The organism is Nostoc sp. (genome assembly GCF_036919675.1).
Lineage (GTDB): Bacteria > Cyanobacteriota > Cyanobacteriia > Cyanobacteriales > Nostocaceae > Nostoc.
The window spans coordinates 108,541-130,053 of the sequence record NZ_JBALCP010000135.1; the positions used below are offsets into that span (position 1 = coordinate 108,541).

Annotated in this window: 20 protein-coding genes and 2 pseudogenes; 10 read left to right on the forward strand and 12 right to left on the reverse strand. The window is 43.0% G+C overall.

Translation table 11 applies throughout. From position 1 onward, the window contains the following. Positions 1-121 precede the first annotated feature (121 nt). The 5 genes from ybeY to V7K49_RS32535 all read right to left on the reverse strand — a co-directional run bounded on the left by ybeY (position 122) and on the right by V7K49_RS32535 (position 3,307). Complete coding sequence (gene ybeY / locus V7K49_RS32515) at positions 122-649, reverse strand: rRNA maturation RNase YbeY (RefSeq protein WP_335209353.1); 528 nt, start codon at positions 647-649, stop codon at positions 122-124. A gap of 39 nt (positions 650-688) precedes the next feature. Then, complete coding sequence (locus V7K49_RS32520) at positions 689-844, reverse strand: DUF3285 domain-containing protein (protein ID WP_104904774.1); 156 nt, start codon at positions 842-844, stop codon at positions 689-691. A gap of 305 nt (positions 845-1,149) precedes the next feature. Then, positions 1,150-2,272 (reverse strand): peptide chain release factor 2 gene (gene prfB, locus V7K49_RS32525; protein ID WP_334875010.1). Its coding sequence is split into 2 segments (ribosomal slippage): positions 1,150-2,199 and positions 2,201-2,272, totalling 1,122 coding nucleotides; the frame shifts between segments, so codons are not numbered across the junction. Between the two features lie 125 nt (positions 2,273-2,397). After that, positions 2,398-2,532, reverse strand: coding sequence for a hypothetical protein (locus V7K49_RS32530; RefSeq protein ID WP_334972891.1), 135 nt, complete (start codon positions 2,530-2,532; stop codon positions 2,398-2,400). Positions 2,533-2,578: 46 nt separating this feature from the next. Continuing rightward, entirely contained in the window at positions 2,579-3,307 is a 729-nt protein-coding gene (locus V7K49_RS32535; RefSeq protein ID WP_229467698.1) for a Bax inhibitor-1/YccA family protein, read from the reverse strand. A gap of 337 nt (positions 3,308-3,644) precedes the next feature. Between V7K49_RS32535 and V7K49_RS32540 the strand changes: the two genes are divergently transcribed. Further along, positions 3,645-4,430 (forward strand): RNA polymerase sigma factor SigF, encoded by a 786-nt coding sequence (locus V7K49_RS32540; RefSeq protein WP_334721545.1) that lies wholly within the window; start codon positions 3,645-3,647, stop codon positions 4,428-4,430. A 60-nt stretch (positions 4,431-4,490) separates the two neighbouring features. Here V7K49_RS32540 and bchD read toward each other — a convergent pair whose 3' ends face one another. After that, a complete protein-coding gene (gene bchD, locus V7K49_RS32545; protein WP_335209333.1) occupies positions 4,491-6,521 on the reverse strand; it encodes a magnesium chelatase ATPase subunit D in 2,031 nt (676 codons plus the stop codon). 122 nt (positions 6,522-6,643) lie between these two features. Between bchD and V7K49_RS32550 the strand changes: the two genes are divergently transcribed. Beyond that, positions 6,644-7,231 carry a Uma2 family endonuclease gene (locus V7K49_RS32550; RefSeq protein WP_335209355.1) on the forward strand — a complete coding sequence of 196 codons (588 nt, stop codon included), beginning with the start codon at positions 6,644-6,646 and terminating at the stop codon, positions 7,229-7,231. A 54-nt stretch (positions 7,232-7,285) separates the two neighbouring features. Then, a complete protein-coding gene (locus V7K49_RS32555) occupies positions 7,286-7,894 on the forward strand; it encodes a hypothetical protein (protein WP_335209335.1) in 609 nt (202 codons plus the stop codon). A 55-nt stretch (positions 7,895-7,949) separates the two neighbouring features. On the opposite strand, the pseudogene V7K49_RS32560 reads toward V7K49_RS32555, so the two are convergent. Together V7K49_RS32560 and tftA are read right to left on the reverse strand one after the other, a co-directional pair. Further along, positions 7,950-8,192 (reverse strand): annotated as a pseudogene (locus V7K49_RS32560) (IS4 family transposase); the annotation flags it as partial. A 269-nt stretch (positions 8,193-8,461) separates the two neighbouring features. Next, positions 8,462-9,814: a hormogonium tapered terminus morphoprotein TftA gene (gene tftA / locus V7K49_RS32565; RefSeq protein WP_335209337.1), complete on the reverse strand. Its 1,353-nt coding sequence runs from the start codon at positions 9,812-9,814 to the stop codon at positions 8,462-8,464. Between the two features lie 141 nt (positions 9,815-9,955). Between tftA and dnaG the strand changes: the two genes are divergently transcribed. After that, on the forward strand, positions 9,956-11,896 hold the full coding sequence (dnaG, locus tag V7K49_RS32570) for a DNA primase (protein WP_334875001.1): 1,941 nt from the start codon (positions 9,956-9,958) through the stop codon (positions 11,894-11,896). Between the two features lie 465 nt (positions 11,897-12,361). Here the strand turns inward: dnaG and V7K49_RS32575 are convergent, their stop codons facing one another. Beyond that, entirely contained in the window at positions 12,362-13,705 is a 1,344-nt protein-coding gene (locus V7K49_RS32575; protein WP_335209356.1) for a DEAD/DEAH box helicase, read from the reverse strand. A gap of 209 nt (positions 13,706-13,914) precedes the next feature. Here V7K49_RS32575 and infC point away from each other — a divergent pair, with 209 nt between their 5' ends. Further along, positions 13,915-14,430, forward strand: a complete 516-nt coding sequence (infC, locus tag V7K49_RS32580) for a translation initiation factor IF-3 (RefSeq protein WP_334874997.1) — start codon at positions 13,915-13,917, stop codon at positions 14,428-14,430. Between the two features lie 362 nt (positions 14,431-14,792). Here the strand turns inward: infC and V7K49_RS32585 are convergent, their stop codons facing one another. Next, complete coding sequence (locus V7K49_RS32585) at positions 14,793-15,407, reverse strand: TetR/AcrR family transcriptional regulator (protein WP_335209339.1); 615 nt, start codon at positions 15,405-15,407, stop codon at positions 14,793-14,795. Positions 15,408-15,822: 415 nt separating this feature from the next. Between V7K49_RS32585 and V7K49_RS32590 the strand changes: the two genes are divergently transcribed. Together V7K49_RS32590 and V7K49_RS32595 are read left to right on the forward strand one after the other, a co-directional pair. Next, a complete protein-coding gene (locus V7K49_RS32590; RefSeq protein ID WP_335209340.1) occupies positions 15,823-16,248 on the forward strand; it encodes a biotin/lipoyl-binding protein in 426 nt (141 codons plus the stop codon). After that, on the forward strand, positions 16,232-16,441 hold the full coding sequence (locus tag V7K49_RS32595) for a hypothetical protein (protein WP_335209342.1): 210 nt from the start codon (positions 16,232-16,234) through the stop codon (positions 16,439-16,441). Before V7K49_RS32590 ends, V7K49_RS32595 begins: the two co-directional genes overlap by 17 nt. Before the next feature lie 139 nt (positions 16,442-16,580). Here V7K49_RS32595 and V7K49_RS32600 read toward each other — a convergent pair whose 3' ends face one another. Further along, a complete protein-coding gene (locus tag V7K49_RS32600) occupies positions 16,581-16,763 on the reverse strand; it encodes a type II toxin-antitoxin system death-on-curing family toxin (RefSeq protein WP_335209357.1) in 183 nt (60 codons plus the stop codon). A 513-nt stretch (positions 16,764-17,276) separates the two neighbouring features. Between V7K49_RS32600 and V7K49_RS32605 the strand changes: the two genes are divergently transcribed. Continuing rightward, positions 17,277-18,806, forward strand: a complete 1,530-nt coding sequence (locus V7K49_RS32605) for a YifB family Mg chelatase-like AAA ATPase (RefSeq protein ID WP_335209344.1) — start codon at positions 17,277-17,279, stop codon at positions 18,804-18,806. 244 nt (positions 18,807-19,050) lie between these two features. Here the strand turns inward: V7K49_RS32605 and V7K49_RS32610 are convergent, their stop codons facing one another. Then, positions 19,051-19,692, reverse strand: a complete 642-nt coding sequence (locus V7K49_RS32610) for a type I restriction endonuclease (protein ID WP_335209346.1) — start codon at positions 19,690-19,692, stop codon at positions 19,051-19,053. A gap of 79 nt (positions 19,693-19,771) precedes the next feature. Here V7K49_RS32610 and V7K49_RS32615 point away from each other — a divergent pair. After that, positions 19,772-19,897, forward strand: a pseudogene (locus tag V7K49_RS32615) (hypothetical protein); the annotation flags it as partial. Positions 19,898-20,318: 421 nt separating this feature from the next. Beyond that, positions 20,319-21,020 carry a microbial rhodopsin family protein gene (locus tag V7K49_RS32620; RefSeq protein ID WP_335209348.1) on the forward strand — a complete coding sequence of 234 codons (702 nt, stop codon included), beginning with the start codon at positions 20,319-20,321 and terminating at the stop codon, positions 21,018-21,020. The last annotated feature ends 493 nt before the right edge of the window (positions 21,021-21,513 follow it).

Here is a 21,513-nt window from a genome sequence, read left to right on the forward strand (position 1 = left end):
GTGGGAATCTTCGCCGATCTTAATGGTGCAATTAACTTTGAGACAATTTTTAAGCAATTTTGCACAGAAGTATTATAAAAGTATTACCCAAAATTAACACTAAGGGATACACAAGCTTCTGCTATCCCATGTCAATAGCAATACCTATTGCGTTCAGCAATCTCACTTGCTGTTCTAACATTCGCCCCAAACTTTCTTCATCAGGATGATCCCAGCCTAACAGGTGCAATAAGCCGTGAGCAGCTAACCATGCTAGCTCAGTTGGTAAGCTATGTTCCTGCTGTTGAGCTTGACGTTGTGCTGTATCTACAGACACAACAATATCACCTAAATACAATGGTACAGAGGCAAGCATTTCTTTGCTTTGAGGAAAATCCACCTCCAAAGCAGCAAAGGCTAAAACGTCTGTCGGCTTATTTTGTTGTCGATACTGGGCATTCAGTTCTTGTATTTGCGAGTCATCTGTCAAACGCAGCCCAATTTCATAACTTGGCGCTGGCGGAATATGAGGGTGAAGTATTTTTAACCAGCGATTAAACCAATTTTCCCAAGTTTCAGGAGGAATTCGAGCACAAGTGTCCCCAATCTTTACAGATGTTGTCGGGGACAACTCGTAAAAATACTCTTCCACGTATAGTTCAACTCTCAGAGGCACACAGTCTCCTAGTCTGAGGTTTACAGTTTGTCGTTAGTGAGTTAGATAAGCAAGACCAACAAGGAGAGCTAAAAGCCCTACGGCAGTCAACGCAAAATGCTTCAGGGAAGTTCCACCCTTCCGCACCATGTTTCGCATGGCAAGTTTTACGTAGCTAGGTTGAGGTTCTGTTGAAGGAGAGTTGCTCATAGTTATTTGCCTACAGACTCTTTTATAACTGTAACAGTTGGTCTAGGATAGAATCGCGATCGCCTGTATATTGCTGAGGAATTTCTCTGAAACCGCCCCAATAATAGGGGGTACTATGTGATCGCGCCAATCTAAAATACGAGAAAATAAATCATCGGTACTAAATAATAGTCAAAAAATCACTTAGTCAACTGTTACGGAAGTTGACCTACCTTTAACAAGGGGATTTTGCCCCAAATCTTGTTAATTGAGATGGTAACTGGATTTACACGCCTGCTGTACTAATATTTATTGCGAATCTCAAATTATACCGGAGTGTTTTCTACTAATTTATTTTCTTGGCGCAGATAAGCTTGGATGAATGTATCAAGTTCACCATTCATCACATCTATAATCGCATTCGTTTCTGTATTTGTACGTAAATCTTTCACCATCTGGTAAGGGTGAAACACATAGTTACGGATTTGGTTACCCCAGGAGGCTTCCACCATATCGCCACGAATTTCGGCAATTTCTTGGGCCCGTTGCTCCTTGGCTATAACCAACAGCTTTGCTTTCAGGCGATTTAAGGCTTTCTCTTTATTTTGCAGCTGCGATCGTTCTTCTGTACAGCGCACGGCAAGACCCGTGGGAAGGTGAACAACGCGTACCGCCGTTTCTACTTTGTTGACGTTTTGCCCACCTTTACCACCAGAGCGAGTTGTGGTGATTTCCAAATCCTTATCTGGAATGTCCAGCTGCACAGAGTTATCAATCTGTGGCATCACTTCCACCCCTGCAAAACTGGTTTGTCGCTTGCCGTTGGCATTAAAAGGTGAAATCCGCACTAAACGATGTGTACCCATCTCCGATCGCAAGTAACCATAGGCATAACGACCAGTAATTTCTAGGGTTGCCGATTTAATTCCGGCTTCATCACCCTCCGACTCTTCAGCTAAAGTTACCTTATAGCTATGAGCTTCGCCCCAACGGGTGTACATCCGCATTAGCATAAATGCCCAGTCTTGAGCATCTGTGCCACCAGCGCCAGCACTAATTGTCAGTACAGCACCTTCAGCATCATACGGCCCAGAAAGTAACTGTTGTAACTCCCACTGGTCAAGGTCACGATTCAGCTTGGTGATGGTAGATTCTGCTTCTTGCAGTAGTGCCTCATCAGTTTCTAACTCCAACAACTCAACAACTGCCTTAGTATCTTCCAGATTGGCTTGCCAGTGATCATACTGCTGGAGGTGGGCTTTAATATCGTTGAGTTCTTGTAGCGTTTGTTGGGCTTGGGTTTGGTCATTCCAAAATTCTGGTTGTGCTGATATTTTTTCGAGGTCTTGAATTTTGGCTGTCAGTGCAGGTACGTCAAAGATAGTCCTGGGTTTTACCCAGGCGGCCAGACAACGTTTCGATTTCGCGTTTGAGTTCTAGGACATCCATAATACTTGCTGAATGATAGATAGAGCGTAATGGAATTGAAAATTGCTCTTTATTCTACTTATCTTTCTTGATTTTAGCTGTAGTTGGGCAAATTCTATCTGCACTACTTGTGTAAGTTACAAAAATTACTTGGAATTATCAAGCACTTCTTTGCCCACTGAAGTAGTTTTATTTTGCTGTTGCAGATAGGCTTTAATAAACAAATCAATTTCTACTGGTAAACAGATAAAAAAAACCGTGGTTGCTGAAAATTTCACCACGGTTTTTGCTTTATAAAACTTTACTATTGTTAGTGCCTACAGGTAATTAATCGCGGCCATTAATGGCAATTAGCAACCGCAAGATAAAGACGAACAAGTTGATGTAAGTGAGGTACATCGACAAAGCAGCAGGTAGATACTGGTCATCGCTGTAAGTGCGGGGCAAGATGTAGAAATCGACAACAGAAACCCCAACAAACAGAAACACCCCCAAACCGGAGATGGCGATTTCTAACCAATTTGGCGTGTAAACACCAAACATGGCAAACCCAAATTGGGCTAGACACACAACCACCAAGGCAATGACGCCGAGATTGATGGTTTTCGTCAAAGCCATGCCGTCTTGTTCAGAGAGATTTGAACCAATTTGACGGGCAGCAATAAAGGTGACGCCACAACCGAGGGCAGCTAACCCAATGCCTTGAATGCCAACACCTTGGGATCTCAAGGCGACAAATATTAAGCCACTGAGAGTATATCCAGATAACAGGCTATAGGTTGCCAACAGGGGTAGTGCAAGACCCTTATTACCTTTTTGGGCAACATTTTGGGCAACAAAGAACAAAATTAACTCCAAAATCACCGCACCAATGAAGGTGGGAAAGAATATTCCGGGGTTAGTACGGATAACTCCCAAACCGCCGTAGGTTCCTAATGCCGTTAGCACTAATCCACCGCCGACGTAGGGGAGGGCATTGGCAATCACATTTGGGCCAACGAGGGCGTGAGATTTAGCCTCACGGATAGCTTCACGAAAATTACTGGTATTGCTCATATTGAAAAACTGTTTTTTAGGAAAACGTTCTGCTTATTCCTATTCTTACCAAGATTTAGGGTGATAAACCAGGAAGGGGTTAGGCAAGGTAGGAGACAACTAAACAAAAAATATCATGCAATGTTGAAATTTTTATCTAAAACACAAACATAACCTGCAACAAAGTGGTGATCAAAATCATGCGTAAAAATACTGAATTATCGAGTCCGACCACTCATAAGTTCAGTGAAACGACGATGGCTTATTCAGCCCTAACTAAGGAAAATAATGACAGCTTAAAAGAAAATATACGCAGCTCCCTTTTCTCAGGAATAGGAGTCATAACAAAGGAATGTATATGGCAACAAGTGAGTCCTCTTTACGAACTGATGGTATAGAATTATTACACTTGTACCACCAGAATCCTTCTATTAAACTTCGTAATCAACTTGTACAGTTACATACTGGCTTAGTGCGGAAGATGGCTCATAAATTCAGCCATCAATGTAATGAACCTTATGAAGATTTAGAACAAATCGGTTATTTTGGTTTGATTAGGGCAATTGAGCGCTTCGACCCTAGCCAAGGATATGCTTTTAGTTCCTTTGCTGTGCCATATATTCGCGGTGAGATGCTGCACTTTTTGCGCGATCGCAGTACTCTATTAAAAATTCCCCGTCGTTGGCAAGAATTGTACAATGAAGGGCAAAAGATTCGTAAGGACTTGTCAATGTCTTTGGGTCGTGCGCCCAAGGATGCTGAAATTGCCAGCCAACTTCGAGTATCTCTGCAAGAATGGCAAGAAACCAAGTTAGCTGCTCAAAACCGTATGCCTTTGAGTTTAGATGCAACCGCAGTTAATTATATTGATTGCCAAATAACCTTGGGTGAGGCACTTCCTTGTCCTCGTTCTCATGTTCTCCTGCAAGAAGAAGAAGAACGGCAACAACTCCAAGGTGCAATAAATATGTTAGAAGAAAAGCCCCGCATGGCAGTTGAAATGGTATTTTTGAAGGAACTTTCTCGCAAGGATGCTGCTAAGAATATTGGCACCAGTCCAATGACGGTAACGCGGTATCTGCAAAAGGGAATTCAGGATTTGATTTACTATTTGCAACCACAGGTAATGCCCACTGGATCTTGATGTCATTAGTCAATGGTCAGTGGTTAGTAGAAAAGCAGCTGACAAATGACTAATAACTAATTATCGAGATTTTAAATCAGCGATCGCACCTTTGGTCATGGCAGCAATAGCTTGATCTGTCGCTTTTGGCAAATGATAATATTTACCGCCTGCTGTTTGCGATAATTCTTTGGCAAAGCCGGTAGACACAAATTTACTTTCCGTATCAATTACTAATAGTTGCATCCCCAAAGCACGGATTCTGGCAGCAATTTCTAATAATTCCCCTTTGATATCCGGCTTTTCTCCTGGTTCTAGTTGTTCACCTAAAGAACGCGCTAAGGGAATATTACCCCGCCCATCGGTGATTGCTACAAGCACAACTTGCCCAATATCTCCACTCATCTGGGCATTTAAGCCGACGCGCACAGCTTGGGTTAAACCATGCGCTAAGGGTGAACCCCCACCACAGGGCAACCTTTCTAAGCGGTTACGCGCTAAGGCAATGGAACGTGTTGGAGGCAATAATACCTCCGCCTGTTCTCCCCGGAAGGGAATCAATGCTATTTGGTCACGGTTTTGATAAGCTTCTGTTAACAGTTGCATCACCGCACCTTTAGCCGATTGCATTCGGTTCAGGGCCATTGAGCCAGAAGCATCTACCACAAACACTACTAACGCCCCTGCTTTGCGTACCAGGCGTTTCGAGCGAATATCAGCCTGTTCAACAATAACTTTTCTGTCTGGGTGTCTTTCTCTTCGGGCTTTTTGATAAGGAGCCGCAGCTCTCAGGGTGGCATCTACTGCAATGCGTCGTGCTTTCCCCTTGGGCAACATTGGCTTAATATAGCGTCCCCTGTCATCGGAAAATATGACACTGCGACTACCAGATTTACCTTGCCGCTTCGCCATTTGAGTAAAATACAGCACGCTGTCATCAAGGATTACCCCTTCCGGATCAAAAATGAATTCTTCCGGGATACTAGGGGGTTCTTGCTCTTGATTTTCTTCTTGTTCTTCTTGTTCTTCTTGTTCTTCCTCTTCTGATTCGTCTGGGGGTTCTTCTTGATTTTGTGGTGGGGGTGGAGGTGGTGGTGGTTGTTCGGGTGGCGGTGTCTGCACAATTGTGGCTCGTGGTACAATCACCAGTTCTACAGCACGGCGCAAATCTTCGGCATTAACTGTTGTCCGTCCCTCCAAAGCCGCAGCAGCTTTGGCAACCCGCGTGGCGAATAACTCGGCGCGATGTCCCTGAACTCCTCCGCGAATGGACTCATCCACTAAGTAGGCAATTTGTTCATGGGTGATGGTTACTTCTTTCAACCATTCCCGTGCCAAGATGATTTGGGTTTTGAGGGAGTCTAAATCTTCGTTGTACTGCTGAAGAAAGTCTTGGGGAGATTTAGAATAGGCGATCGCAACCTCTACTGCTGCTACTCTTTGATCTAAGCCGAGTACACCATCAGCAGAGAGGGCGATCGCAATTCTATCTAGCAAATGCTCCCGTAATCCGCCTTCTTCTGGGTTGTAGGTGGCAATAAACAGGGATTTACACGGATGCTGAAAACTAATTCCCTCCCGTTCAATCTGGTTGCGTCCCTCAGATAATACTGTTAACAGCTGATTTGATATTTGGTCATCTAATAAATTAATTTCATCTACGTACAAAACACCTCGGTTTGCTGTAGCGAGTAACCCCGGCTGAAAAATAGTATCACCTTGTTTTACCGACTTTTCAACATCCACTGAACCTAATAGTCGGTCTTCTGTGATACCTAGAGGAATTTGCAAAAAAGGCGCTGGGATAATTTCAACGGGAACATCTTGAATGTCTTTGCCTGCGGACTCCGCCAACAGTTGATCATCCCATTCTTCTGGGTGATTGGGGTCACAGTTGCTAATTGAACCTTTGACAACTTCAATGGGCGGTAGTAGAGCGTGGATAGCACGAGCCATCACAGATTTTGCCGTACCGCGACGACCTGCGATCGCTACTCCCCCCAAACCAGGATCAACGGCTGCTAACAACAAGGCTAATTTAATTGCTTCTTGACCGACTACGGCACTCAAGGGAAAGGCAGTGATCGTGGGATTGATAGTAGGCGCAGGCATTGTTTGCTTTCATAGCGAGTCTCGGTCTATAGCATACCAATTTCTGACACATTTAGAATATAAGAGCGATGTCTAACGACAAATTGTTACGCGTCTACGCATTTCCCTTGGGAGGAAGATTTATGAGTATTGCTCAGGCTAAACGCTTCACACTGGATGAATACCACAGGCTTACTGAATTGGGCTTTTTCCATGAAGATGACCACATTGAATTAATCAACGGGGAAATTATTGAAATGGCATCCAAAGGTAAAGCCCATGAAACTTGTTTAAGAAAACTGTTGAAGGAACTCCCCAAAATTCTGGGAGACAAGGCTACCTTACAATCTCAAGCCCCGATTGCTTTGCCACCTAACAGCGAACCTGAACCAGATTTTGCGATTGTTCAAAACCGTGCTGATGATTATCTGTCCGCTCACCCTAAACCAGCTGATGTGTTTTTGGTGATGGAGGTTTCAGATTCTTCTTTGGCTTATGATCAAGATGTGAAAATACCTCTCTATGCTAAAGCAGGTATTGTTGATTATTGGATATTCAATTTATTTGATAATGTTTTGGAATGTTCTAGTGAACCATATCAGGATAATCAAGGTAAATATGGCTATTTAAATAAGCGAATTATCTTGTCAAATCAGGTGATAAATTTTCCTTGTTTTCATGATTTATCTCTTGATTTAAGTAAGGTGTTTCCGCCAAAGCTGAATTTCTAAACTTTGCTATAAAAATGAGATAGGATTCAGCCATAAGGTAAAGGAGTAAGTTTGATGGCTTATAGTGATTTTAAACTTATTGAAATTATTGATTCTTTTGGTTTAGTTATTCACGAGTCATCTGGATTATTTGCAAGTGTACAGGAGCAAGAATGTAGTGATTTGTTATCTACTATTTTGAAGGAAAATGTTGATTTAGCGGTAGCGATAAGTACAGAAAAAGCTCGGAGCGAAATGATAATTAGTCCAATTTTATTAGAAATTAGACGTAAATTTAATTATGAAATAAGTTTGTTTTCTGGAGTTGATTTTACTGTTGATAGCCAACGCGGACTAAATGGCTTTTGTGATTTTATTTTGAGTCTTTCTTCGGAGCAGTTGCTTGTCCGTAGTCCGGTGATTGTCTTAGTAGAAAGTAAAAATGAGAATTTGAGGTCTGGTTTAGCACAATGTATTGCTGAAATGGTAGCTGCTCAGTTATTTAACGAGAGAGGTGGAAATAAAATCAAAGCTATATATGGTGCTGTTACTATCGGTACTATCTGGCAATTTCTCCAGCTTGAGGGCAATGTAGTTTCGATTGATTTGAGTGAATATTATATTAAGGAGATTAAGAAAATTTTAGGTATTTTGTATAGTGCGATCGCGCAAAGTAAGCTGTAATTTATTTATTAACTATAATATTATTTAAAGAAATGGTACTTTTGAACTAATACCTCTGAAGTAATTGATTTAACAGATGATAAATCTTCTGGAACATTTCTTGACTTTGATGAGTGTTGACTTTGGAAAATGTGAATATATCTACATCAAATCCTGTATTGTTTAATCATTTAGATAAATCACACATATTTGTTAAACTATTATCCAGTGCATAAACAAACTAACACTCAATAAAAAGATGGCTATTCAAAACTGGATAATCATTTTTAGGCAAATGGCTAAAGATATTTTTTATAATTTTGGCAAATCAATTTTTAATCATTATCTTTAGACAGTTCACCCAAATTTTAAGATATTTTCATAGCAGATTTATTAATATTCAACACTTCTGTAGCAGACCCTACTTCAAGTTAAAATTGATATTGCTTCATATCCATTGAATTTTTCTCACTGACTTACTTAAATTTTGGTAAATTGCATAAGGAATCTGTGCTGCATCCTCAGAATATGCTAAACCAGAGGTGAAAGCTAACACCCTAAAAATTGCTATAACAAGTTACTCAATACTCAAAGAAGTCCTGCTGACTCATATAATCGTTTGAGCATTGCTGAAATTTTTGTACCATAATCTAAATCTGCTGACCACCGTCCTGATAGCTGATCAATTAATGGCGCAATCCCGCGTGTGACAAAGCGAAACCGTGGATCTACTACTTCTTGTACCAAAGGTTCTAAACTAGCATAAGCTTTCAAATGTTGGATGTGTGCCCTCACTCCAATTCTGGCACTTGCAAAAGATGCAGCCTCCGAACCACCACCGATCGCACCTAAGCCGGCAAAGTTATTTTGCTCAGGTTTAATATCACCACCAAACCGTAAAAATCCAGTTTCTACACACATTTGGCAAAAGGCAATATCATAGTTTACTCCCTCTATACTTGCTTCTTCCCGATAAAGTTTTGGGACGTCAGGAAACTTTATTAAAGCATTTTCATTATTGTTTCTAAGAAATAATTGTAACTGGACTTCGGAAGTATTACCGTTCGACATCACCCGCGAAAATTGACCAGGGCAAACCACCAAATTTGATCGCAAGCTGACAGTACGAGTTGCAGCATCCCAAGTGACTGCAACATTAAAATCTCGCAGTTCGACCGCTTTCACATAAACTACCTTGTGATAGGTAATCCGATTGACATTAGCTGCTTTTGAAAGGTCAATCCGCAGAAGGTCTACTAAATCAATGGGAATGTAAGCATTACCATTAACTAAAACTCCTTGCTCTGAGTAATTTTGACCATTAATATTGATATTAATTGCTGGATAATTTGATTCCGCCGGAGTTCCAGGAGTGGGGTCAATCACACGACTCCAAGTTACTAGTCCATCGGCAATTCCCAAAGCAAAATCGCGGCGGCGAGTTTGCAACAAAGCCCGATCCTCTGGATTGCTGAGAAACCCTACTTGCATCACCAAAGCTGGAAGCGTTGTCTGGCGACAGAATGGTAAACGACCCAATCCACTATCTGTATCTGGCTTGACTCCCCGATTCGTTAATTGGGGTACTCGGCGCAATAACCCCACTAGCAACTGTTCAGCATTGCTTCTGCGATCGCTATTATTAGCAATGTAGAAGACGCTAGCCCCACGCACAGAAGGGCTGTTAGCCGCATCAGATTCAATTTCTAGGGCGATATCACTCCGGCGGCCACGGGAATTGATCCAGGTGATAGTTTGAGCGGCACTCAAGTCATCGGGGACTGCTAAAATTTCCAAATTCCGCGCTCTTAGTTCCGTGACAATCAAATCCCGGAGCAGAATCATTTCTTTAGCTTCAGTTGTACCACCTGCGATCGCACCTGGATCGATTCCTCTAGCTTCTTTGCCTCCATGAGCCGCTGATATAAAAATACGTCCCATTTTCAGTATTTCCTCTGATCCAACTAAGTGTAAACAATTCTATACATTATTTTTGGTCTAGCAACAAGAATATAATAGCTATCAGTTGGGAAATGTACCGCAGTGTTAATTACCAACCCATGACTTCATAAATAGACTAGAATGCAAATTCCCCGCTTGCACCCAGACACAATTGAGGAAGTTAAACTACGGGCTGATATTGTAGATGTTGTCTCGGAGTACGTAGTTTTACGCAAACGTGGAAAGGATTTTGTCGGCTTGTGCCCCTTCCATGATGAGAAATCTCCCAGTTTCACCGTCAGTCAGACCAAGCAAATGTACTATTGCTTCGGCTGTCAAGCTGGGGGAAATGCGATTAAGTTTGTCATGGAGTTGGGAAAGCGTTCTTTTGCTGACGTGGTGCTAGATTTAGCACGGCGTTACCAAGTACCTGTGCAAACCCTAGAACCCGAACAACGCCAAGAATTACAGCGTCAGCTCTCTTTGCGTGAGCAGTTGTATGAAGTTCTGGCAACGTCCGCCCAGTTTTATCAACACGCCCTGAGACAATCACAAGGGCAAAAGGCAATTCAATATTTGCAATCTAACCGTCAACTTAAAGAAGAAACAATACAGCAATTTGGTTTAGGTTATGCTCCCGCAGGTTGGGAAACTCTCCATCGCTATCTAGTGGAAGATAAACATTTGCCCGCGCAAATACTGGAAAAAGCGGGATTGATTAAGCCACGCAAGGAAGGGGGCGGTTATTATGATGTGTTTCGCGATCGCCTGATGATTCCCATCCGTGATGTTCAAGGGCGCGTCATTGCCTTTGGTGGTAGAACCCTCACGGATGAGCAACCTAAATATCTGAATTCACCAGAAACGGAACTTTTTAGTAAAGGTAAAACATTATTTGCCCTCGATCAAGCCAAAGGTGGGATTTCTCAACTCGATCAAGCGGTGGTGGTAGAGGGATATTTTGATGCGATCGCTCTCCACGCTGCTGGTATTAATAACGCCGTAGCCTCCCTCGGTACAGCCTTAAGCTTAGAACAAGTGCGGTTAGTATTACGCTACACCGAATCGAAACAATTAGTCCTCAACTTTGATGCTGATAAAGCCGGAACGAATGCTGCCGAACGGGCGATCGGTGAAATTGCCGAACTAGCATACAAAGGCGAAGTTCAGCTAAAAATTCTCAATTTACCCGATGGTAAAGATGCCGATGAATACTTGTATAGCCACACTCCAGAAGATTATGGAGAATTGCTAGCGAACGCGCCACTTTGGCTACATTGGCAGATTCAGCAAATTATTCAAGACCGGGACTTAAGACAGGCTACTGATTTTCAGCAAGTAACTCAGCAATTAGTCAAATTACTTAAAAATATAGCTAACAGCGATACACGCAACTATTACGTTTCCTACTGTGCAGAAATACTTAGCTTGGGAGAAACCAGACTTATACCTCTACGAGTCGAAAATCTGCTAACTCAAATTGCTCCCCCTGCGGCTACATACACTAAGCCCGTATCAGCGAAGAAAGCATGGGGAGGTGGCAAATCCCATTCCCCACTCCCTACTGAACGCAGTCTTTTAGAACACGCAGAAGCCTTATTACTGCGAATTTACTTGCATTGTCCTGAACAGCGTCAAGCGATTAGTGACGAATTAGAAGAACGAGATTTGCAATTTAGTCTTTCCCACCACCGATTTTTATGGCAACAGATTTTAGAAATTTCATCTGGTGATGGAGAGACGAAAAATTTTTCGTTTCCACCAAATTTAATTTCCCGCCTGCAAGACCAGTTCTTAGAATTTGGCAGCGAGATGGGGTTAATTTCCCATTTATTTCATGTAAATGAAAAAAACCAAAAAGAAATACTTCGGACTCCGCAAGTGGTTCAAGCTGCGATCGCTTGCATGGATCTGGTGATGCTTGAAAAACGCTACCGTCACTTTTTGGAACTATGGCAACAAACCGATCCAGAAGCTGAACCAGAGCGGTATCAATCTTATTATCAGGCTTTCTACGCCGAAAAAATCAAGCTTCAAAAAATAGACCGACAACGATTATTTTCTATCACAGAGTTGTTGTAGCTTACAATGCTTAGATATCAGTTAAGAATAAGCATTCTAGAGGGTTATTTTTATGTGCCACCTACACACTCTACTCTAGCGACTCTAGATGCAATACAGTAGTAATTAAGTACTAAAACTCCGTCTACACAACCGTTCTAGCTGTTGTAGACCTAAGTTTTGATTAAGTTACATTTTCAAGCTTAGGTAGTAGAAAATATACAGAATGCAAAAACTCCCTATTGCTGAGGAGTGCTGCAAAGATGCTGTAAGTTAAGGTTGAACCTATGCTCTGTCACTATTTTTGCACTTTATTTACAGCTATTTTCAGGTAAATAGACCACGCGGTGGGGGCACAAGGCCTTGCGCCCCTACGACAGATGTGGTTCAAATACATGGAAACTGCTGTAATCCGCATTCCTAAGCTTGTAGGAGAGAGGAATGGAAGTGAGGTTTTCCATGATCCTTTGAACAGCAAACTAAAGATCAGCGATCGCGTTTAGCAGAACGGCGCGATGCAGACGAACGAGCACCAGACTTATCGCCATTCGTGGCAGGTGGCGCTACCTTACGTTTAACCGATGTCTGTGGTGACGGTTTAGCAGTACGGGCCGGACGCTTGTCACCTTGGGGTTTCGGTCTGTGTTGACGTCCATTTGGGATTGGTTCAGGCTTGGTATCAGGGTTGGGACCAAAGCCAGCGACCACTTCCTTCGGCAAGCGCTGCTCGATCAGTTTTTCAATATCTGCCAATAGAGGGTATTCATCGACACACACCAGCGATATGGCTTCACCTGACGCGCCAGCGCGACCAGTGCGCCCAATGCGATGAACATAATCCTCCGGTACATTGGGCAGATCGAAGTTGACTACATGGGGCAGTTCGCTGATATCAAGACCCCTAGCAGCAATGTCCGTCGCCACCAATACCTGTAAGCTGCCATTCTTGAACTTTGCCAGAGCATTGGTACGCACCGGCTGGCTCTTATTACCGTGGATTGCCAGGGCTTGAATGCGGTCTTCGGCCAGCTGCTTAACCAAACGGTCAGCACCATATTTAGTGCGAGTGAACACTAACACTTGATACCAATTATCTCGCCGAATCAGGTGAGCAAGTAATTGGCGTTTATTGTCACGGTCTACCTGGTAAACTTTCTGTGCGATCGTGTCGGCAGTAACGTTGCGGCGTGCTACCTCAATCATCGTTGGGTGATTGAGCAACCCGGCGGCCAGTGTCTTGATTTTGTCCGAGAAAGTAGCGAAGAATAGCAAATTTTGTCGCTGTTTGGGCAGGAGTGAGAGGATGCGGCGGATATCATGAATAAAGCCCATATCCAGCATCCGATCTGCTTCATCTAGCACCAAAACCTCAATCTGTGACAGGTTCAGCGTGCCCTGCTGTACGTGGTCTAGCAGTCGCCCTGGAGTAGCGACTAGAATATCCACTCGGTTCTTCAAACGTTGTTTTTGCAGATTAATACCGACTCCGCCGAACATCACCATCGAGTTTAGCTGCAAGTATTTGCCATACTCGCGCACGCTTTCTTCCACCTGTGCGGCGAGTTCACGAGTCGGGGTGAGAATCAGCGCCCGGATCGGCCGGTAGCCATTAGATGTACCTTTGATACTCTTGTCAGACGACAACCGATGCAGGAGCGGTAGGGTAAAACTAGCGGTCTTTCCAGTGCCAGTTTGTGCCCCAGCTAGCAAATCGCTACCCGACAAGACGGCAGGAATCGCCTGGATCTGAATTGGCGTGGGTTCGGTGTACCCTCGTTCAGTAACGGCACGGATAATTTCATTGGACAAGCCGAGAGTAGAAAAAGACATAAAACTCCAAAAATAACATCGGCCTGTCGCCAATGGCGGCGTCAGTCTTAGGCGGACGGATAAAAAATCATTGAAAGGCTGGATGGGCAGTAGCGCAAAGACTGAGAGCGAGTGCCGCAGCTCTGCATTGTAACAGATTACAGTCCATTGTGTCCTTAAAGTTGCTCTAATTCAGTGGTGTGTTAAATTAGCATTACTTGCAAAATAATGTGTTAAACAATTGGGAGAAATTCATTATCGCAATCCAAAAGCAACTGATTAATTCGCAAATCAAGTCACCTCATGTCTTCTTGATTGACCATGAGAATAACAATCGTGGTCTGATCGACACCAATGAGGCGCTACAGTTAGCCGAGAGTTTAGAGCTTGACTTGGTTGTAGTCTCTCAAGGCAAAGAGGCTCCAATCGCCAAGATTCTTAACTATGGCAAGCTTCAATATCAAAAGAAAAAACGTCAAAGCCAGAGTGCTAGACCCACGGTAAAGGAAGTTCGGTTCGGTCTAAACGTGGGTGTGGCTGATTACAATTTACGCATTGAGAAAGCAGTTGAGTGGTTGAGTAAAGGCGATTCAGTGAAGTTTGCCATTCGTTTACGAGGCCGAGAACATCAATATCGTGACCAAGCTGGAGAACTGCTAGACAGAATTGCAAATGATCTTAGTAAAGTAGGTAAAATCCAGTCGCTGGATAAACGCTCACTAATTGTTCAAGTGATTCCTGCCTAGTTAATCTTGCAATGGCTGGAGGATGTATTTGTAACAGTCTTTGACAAAATAAAGGCAAGGGGGCAAGGGAGAAAAAGGATTTTCGGTACAAGCCGCCACCATTAGGGGCGGAATCTTCTGATATTTGATCGCTGTTCTGCCCTGCCCCCCGCCCCTGCCAAGAACTGCCTCTAATTGACACTCCCACGGCTATGATAAACACGGCGTTAGCTGGTTTTCACGTAAAGTCCGTGGGATTCTAGGCTCAACGGTAAGGAAGGAAAAAACCGGAGGCAATAATGTAGCTTTTATGGACAAAACAGTCAACTGTTACTCAAGGTGAATTTGACCTTCCGACCGAATAAGCGCCGGGAGATAGCTAATTAATCGGCGCATTTAGTGATTAAGTGTGTCAAGGCATCAATCAGGCGATCGCTTTCCATTGGTAGAATGTCCTTTCCATGCATCACATCTTGAGTAATATGAAAATGCACCAATGTCCCTAAAAGAATCATCGCTGTTGCCTCTGGGTCAGGTATATTTAGCTCAGGAGCGGCCAAGTGGTGAGTGAGAGTTTCCGTCACTGGCTTAATCATCGCCCGAACACAAATTTGAGCTAACTCAGGAAAACGACCAGATTCCCCGATTAATACTCGCATAAATGCACTATGTTCTTGGTCGTTATTCATCTGCTCTAATGCTTTGGTTCCTAAGTGATGCAGTACGGTTGCTGGTTCTCCTTCAATAGGTTCTGCACCAAATATAGAGTTAAACTTTTTGCTTGCTAGTTGCTCTATGAGTACTTTAAAAAGTCCTTCTTTATCTTGAAAGTGGCTGTAGACTGTCGCTTTAGAAACACCAGCCGCTACTGCTACCCGATCCATACTTGTACCAGCATAGCCATTTTGCAGGAACTCCTGCATTGCCCCTTGCAGAATTTGCTCCACTTTATCAACGGAATGATCTCGATCAACTTCGTCAGTTTTAATGCGTACCATTTATTAATCATCCTCTCTTATAAACAATTTTAATAGATGCTGCAAAATACCCTACGCCATTAATCCTAGTTGTGGCAAGCATTCTGGTGCATAACTCAAGGCAAACTTATTAAATTGAGAATTTTAGCTTTGTCCCATTGACTAAACTACTCCGTTTAGTTTAGTCTCAGTTAAACTGAACGGTTTAGTACAATTCACTAATGGTAAAAAGTGAACACTATGGTGCAAAACTGAAAATTAGAGGATTTAAAGTCTTCCCAAAATCTTTGGCGATCGCCCATTGCACTAGCCATAATTACATCTTTATTTAATTGGTGGAGCCAGTGTTTATACCGTGTAAAAGCTTGATGCTACTGCTAATGAAAAGTTAGTAGCGCCAGTAGCTGTTCAACCAGTAGTAAAAACAGTCACAGCATTGGGACGCTTACAACCAAATGGAGAAGTAATAAAACTGTCTGCAACTTCTTCGACTGAAGGAAGTCTGCTTCAAAAATTATTGGTGAAAGAAGGCGATCGCGTCAAAGCTGGACAGGTAATTGCAATTATAGACAGTCGCGATCGCTTGCAAGCAAGTTTGCTTGAAGCCCAAAAACAAGTTCAAGTTGCCAAATCCAGCCTTGAGAAGGTTAAAGCGGGAGCAAAACAAGGAGAAATTGGAGCAAAGCTTGCTGCTGTAAACCGTCTGCAAGTCGAACTAGAAGGAAATATCAAAACTCAGCAAGCTACAATTGAGCGCCTAGAAGCAGAATTACTTGGACAACAGCAGAGTTTACAAGCAACGGGGACAAGCAGAGGTAGACAGCGCTCAAGCTACTGTGCAAAAAATGCAAGCGCAACTTGATCAGGCATCCGTCCGCGTACCCGAAGCGGGGCAAATTTTGAAGATTAATACACGAGCTGGAGAAACCGTTTCTAATGACGGGATTGTGGAATTAGATCGAACCGACCAGATGTATGCAAGATGTATGCAGTTGCAGAAGTTTACCAAAGTGATATTAACAAAGTGCGATCGGGGCAACGGTCAAGGTAATTAGTGATTCCCTCCCCGGCGAATTACAGGGAACCGTGGAATCGCCTACAGTAACATAAGGAAAATATCTGCTGGTAAGACAGATAGCAGAGAAGGGCGAATGCACTGATGATTTTATAATGACGTTAAATAAGGGTTGTGATCTAATTTTTCAGTTTAGCAGGCAGTTCTTCCTTGCTTATTTCATGCGTAACTACCTGTACCGTTAATTTTTCAGCTTCTTCTTCGGTTATTTCAATATCGTAATCATTCGCATTTAAAAAAGTCACCATAGCAGCATAAGCAGTGCGTTTGTTACCTTGCTCAAAAGCATGATTGCAAGCTATGTGAAATAGGTATGCAGATGCCTATTCATAAATTGTGGGATGCAAATACTCTCCCCCAAAAGTTGCTTGAGACAAGCCAAGAGCAGAGTCCAGCAAGCCTTCATCAAGTATGTTTAACGACTCGACTCGACAGTTTCACTGACGAGTTCATCATGTATACGGATTACGTCCTCTTTTCCCAGGAATTTAGGATGCTGCAAGTCTCTTGTAAACTGGTTCCCATTTTTTGATTGTTGATAGGAAGATTAACACAGTTTCTGATTCTTAAGGAGTTATGTCTCCTAAATCGAATGCGCTAACCTCCTCCTGGGAAAACGCGTTGACTTTTAACCCCTCTTCAATCATTGACTTTAGACCATGTTTTAGGGTTTCTTGGGCAACATAGTTACCGTCTTTTTTGGGAGTTTCAGGGCTAACTACTATTTTGATCAGAAAATCGTCTCTGTGGTTTCACTAATGCCAATCTCCCGACTTATCTGCTAGAGATTTGAAAGGTTTACTGTTATATAATAAATGCTTGCCAGAGTCTGGAGTGCATCAATTGTGGGCATCGATGCCGTCAAAGTAGGCGTGGAAGTCGATGTGTCAGGGGGATTACCGGGAATTGTTGTCTTGGGACTGCCAGATTCAGCGATTCAAGAATCAAGAGAAAGAGTCAAAGCAACGCTGAAGAATGCAGGTTTTGCCTTTCCCATGCGAAAAATTGTGATCAATTTAACTCCGGCAGATTTACGGAAGGAAGGCCCCTGTTTCGATTTGCCTATTAGTGTGGGAATTTTGGCGGCTTCTGAGCAAGTTAGCGCTGATTTGTTGGGAGATTATCTATTCTTGGGCGAAGTCTCTCTAGATGGCAGCTTGCGCCCGGTGGCTGGTGTTTTACCGATCGCAGCAGCTGCCCAAAAGATGGGAATTGCAGGTTTAGTTATCCCTGCTGATAATGCCCAAGAAGCCGCAGTGGTTCAAGACTTGGCTGTTTACGGCTGCAAACATCTGTCTGATGTGGTGGATTTTTTAAATAATCCGGGGCGTTACAAACCTGTGCAGATTGATGGCACAACGGAGATAGCAACAGTATCCTACCCTGGCGCAGATTTGCATGATGTGAAAGGACAAGCTCATGCGCGTCGTGCCTTAGAAATTGCTGCTGCTGGTGGACATAATTTAATTTTTGTCGGGCCGCCTGGTAGTGGGAAAACTATGTTAGCACGGCGCTTACCAGGAATTTTGCCGCCCCTGAGTTTTGCCGAATCTTTAGAAGTGACTCGCATCCATTCGGTGGCTGGTTTATTGAAAAATCGCGGTTCATTGGTACGCGATCGCCCTTTTCGCAGCCCCCACCACTCAGCATCCGGGCCTTCTCTTGTGGGTGGTGGTAGCTTCCCTCGCCCTGGAGAAATCTCATTATCTCACAGAGGTGTACTTTTTCTTGACGAGTTGACAGAATTTAAGCGAGATGTATTGGAATTTCTGCGTCAACCTTTGGAAGATGGCTACGTCACGATTTCCCGCACCAAACTATCGGTAACGTTTCCCGCGCAGTTTACTTTGGTAGCGAGTACCAATCCCTGTCCATGCGGTTACTATGGCGATACTATTCAACAATGTACTTGTTCTCCCCGCCAGCGCGAGCAATATTGGGCAAAACTTTCTGGGCCGTTGATGGATCGAATTGATTTACAAGTTGCGGTGAATCGCTTGAAACCAGAAGAAATTACCCAACAACTTACCGGAGAAGCATCAACATCAGTACGAGAACGGGTTCAACAAGCAAGCGATCGCGCAATTACGCGCTTCCAACAAGAATCAAATCTGCGTTGCAATGCCCACATGCAAAGTCGGCATCTCCAGAAATGGTGCAAGCTAGATGATGCTAGTCGCAGTTTATTAGAAGTAGCAATTAGAAAATTAGGTTTATCGGCAAGAGCAAGCGATCGCATTCTCAAAGTAGGGCGGACTATTGCAGATTTAGCCGGAGACGATGAGCTAAAAACCAATCATGTAGCAGAAGCAATCCAGTATCGCACAATCGATAGAATGCAGTAAGAATCTTGTGATGATGGCTTAAGTCTGTTAAGGGTTGAGGCTAGGGGGACAACTCAACCTTTGGAACTTCTCAGATGGTACATCTGAGGGAGTTGATTACAACTTTAGCGCCACTAAGGTCTCTTACTTTCAATAACTAGGCACAAGGGTTTAGTGAATTCGTAGCGCACTTGCTCTATTGAACTCGGAAGTTGAACCTTTTTACTCGGAAGTTGAGCCTTTTAACTCGATGGATAAAGTCGAGCTAAGACCCAGGAGAAATTAACTGACCAATACGCTTGAGAATTTGCAAAACGGTATACAGTTCTCTCGCGGATGTAAACGGAGCAAAGACCCTTGACAAATCGTTCTGTGGAGTATTTGTTTGCGTCACTTTAACAAATAAAATATCGTCTCCATTCGTCACCATCCCAAACACAGGTTTACTGGGGTTAGGGTTAGCCATCATATAAGCTAGGGCTTGCGGTACAGCCGACCAAACTGACAGCGTGGTTTTTTTCGACTCCAACACCATCACCCACAACTGCTCTTGTAACACTAAAACATCAATCCGTCCGCGCAGTATCTCCTCGCCATCATCCAACACTAGTTCTACGGATGATTCAGCCTTAATTCTGAAAGGAGGATCGTAAAATCCAGAGAGTGCAACTATTGGTGACACCAACAACAATATGACTGTCCCTTCTAGTAAATCACCTCCGGCACGGTGATAGAGATACCTGCGCCGCACGACATCCACACAGGCTTTTTCCGCTTCCGTAATTTCAGACAATCCCTCATACCACTCTGGGAAAAACTCCTCGTCTTCAACACGGACAAAACCGAATCGATTTTCTGCATCCTGAAGAGTGGTAATCGCTTCTGTAATTGCTGCCGTCTGTGTCATTGCTTTTAGGTAACAGTTGCTTTGTTATATTATCAACATGGGCGGATCTTTATTTATCGCCAATTGGCGCGTAGGCGTAGCCCGTCATAGACATCGCATTCTCAAAGTAGCACGGACTATTGCAGACTTGGCGGGAGAAGATGAGCTAAAAACCGATCATGTGGCGGAAGCAATTCAATATCGCACGATAGATTGGATGCAGTAAAAATTTTCGGCTTTGCTGAATGAGAGGGTAAATTAGTCTCACGCTCCAGACTTTTCAAGACAGATGCACAGAGAAGAAGAGTTTAAAATGTGGAATTCTTAAATTTCATACTCAAATTTAGCAATACCAAATTCTCAGTTCATATTCTATATGAGTCTTACCCTAGATAGAAAATTTTACAGAAGACTGCTTGTGCTGTACTAAAGTGCAAGCTACTAAAGTCTAATTTATGATTGTATTTAAATCAGATTTTTGATTAATCTAAAATCTCCATTAAGAAATTTTTTTTTAATGATTAAAACTGGCACAATAATAAATACAAATAATAGTTTCTCTGCAAGCAAAAACAAATAAGGTTAATGAGTGAAAGTTCTACTTAACCATTTGTTATTAAAAGTTATCAAAAAGCTGGAAAATACTTATGGTTCAAACTTGGCTGTGGATTGGTGTTATCAGTATGGCAGTGGGTTGTGCTTTTTTCGGAGTAGGCGCACACAATGGTAAAAATGAACGCTGGAAAATACTGTATACACTTAATTTTTTCATTTGTTTGATTGCGAGTGGACTATACTTAGCAATGGCACTCGGTCAAGGAGTTAACATCATCAATGATCGTCCAACTTATTGGGTACGATTTGTCACTTGGTTTTGCTCAACGCCGCTGTTGTTGTTGGATCTGATTTTCTTGGGAAGAACAAACCTGCTGATTACAGGTAGCTTGTTAGGAGCAAACGCCTATATGCTTGCCACTGGCTTCCTCGCCACAGTTACACCCAAGCCGATCAGCTACATCTGGTATATTGTGAGTTGTGGTGCTTATGTCGCAGTTTTCTACTTATTAGTGAAGCCCTACCGGATTGAGGCAGAACGCAAACATCCCAGATCCAAGCAAGCATTCCGTAAGCTGGTGACTGTGCATCTGGTACTGTGGACACTCTATCCAATTGTGTGGATTCTTAGTCCAGAAGGGTTTAACGCTCTTGGTCAAGGTGGCGAAACAATGGGTTATACGGTACTAGATATTGCCTCTAAAGTCGGGTTTGGTTTTCTATCATTAAATACCCTACGTAATTTAGAAGAGGCAGGAGAATCGGTTACTCTATCGGAACCGTTATATGAGTAAGTATAAATTTTCAGTCCGATGCAATAGATAGTTAGCCGATGAAGAAATCCCGAATTTTAGCGAAACGATATTAGCGGAATCAAACCGTTGCGCGGAGTCATTAGTCATTCTTACAAAGTTCTGAGCGGAGGAAACCTCTGCTCAGACTTTGCGCTTAGTCCTTGGTCACTTGTACTGAGCGTTCGCGTAGCGTCTCGTAGAGAAGCCGAAGTATTAGTCCTTGAGATACCACGCCCACTCTTGAACATAGTTTGAATTAGTCTGATATAAGAAAGTTTTTCCGCGCTACAAGAGACGAGGTATCCACTTCAAAAGCACTCTTACTAATTGACTAATCAATCAAGCAATTATGCGATCGCTTTCACTGTATTTTATATACTAAAGCGATCGCACTACCTAAGTATTAGTCCTTGAGATACCACGCCCACTCTTGAACATAGTTTGAATTAGTCTGATATAAGAAAGTTTTTCCGCGCTACAAGAGACGAGGTAT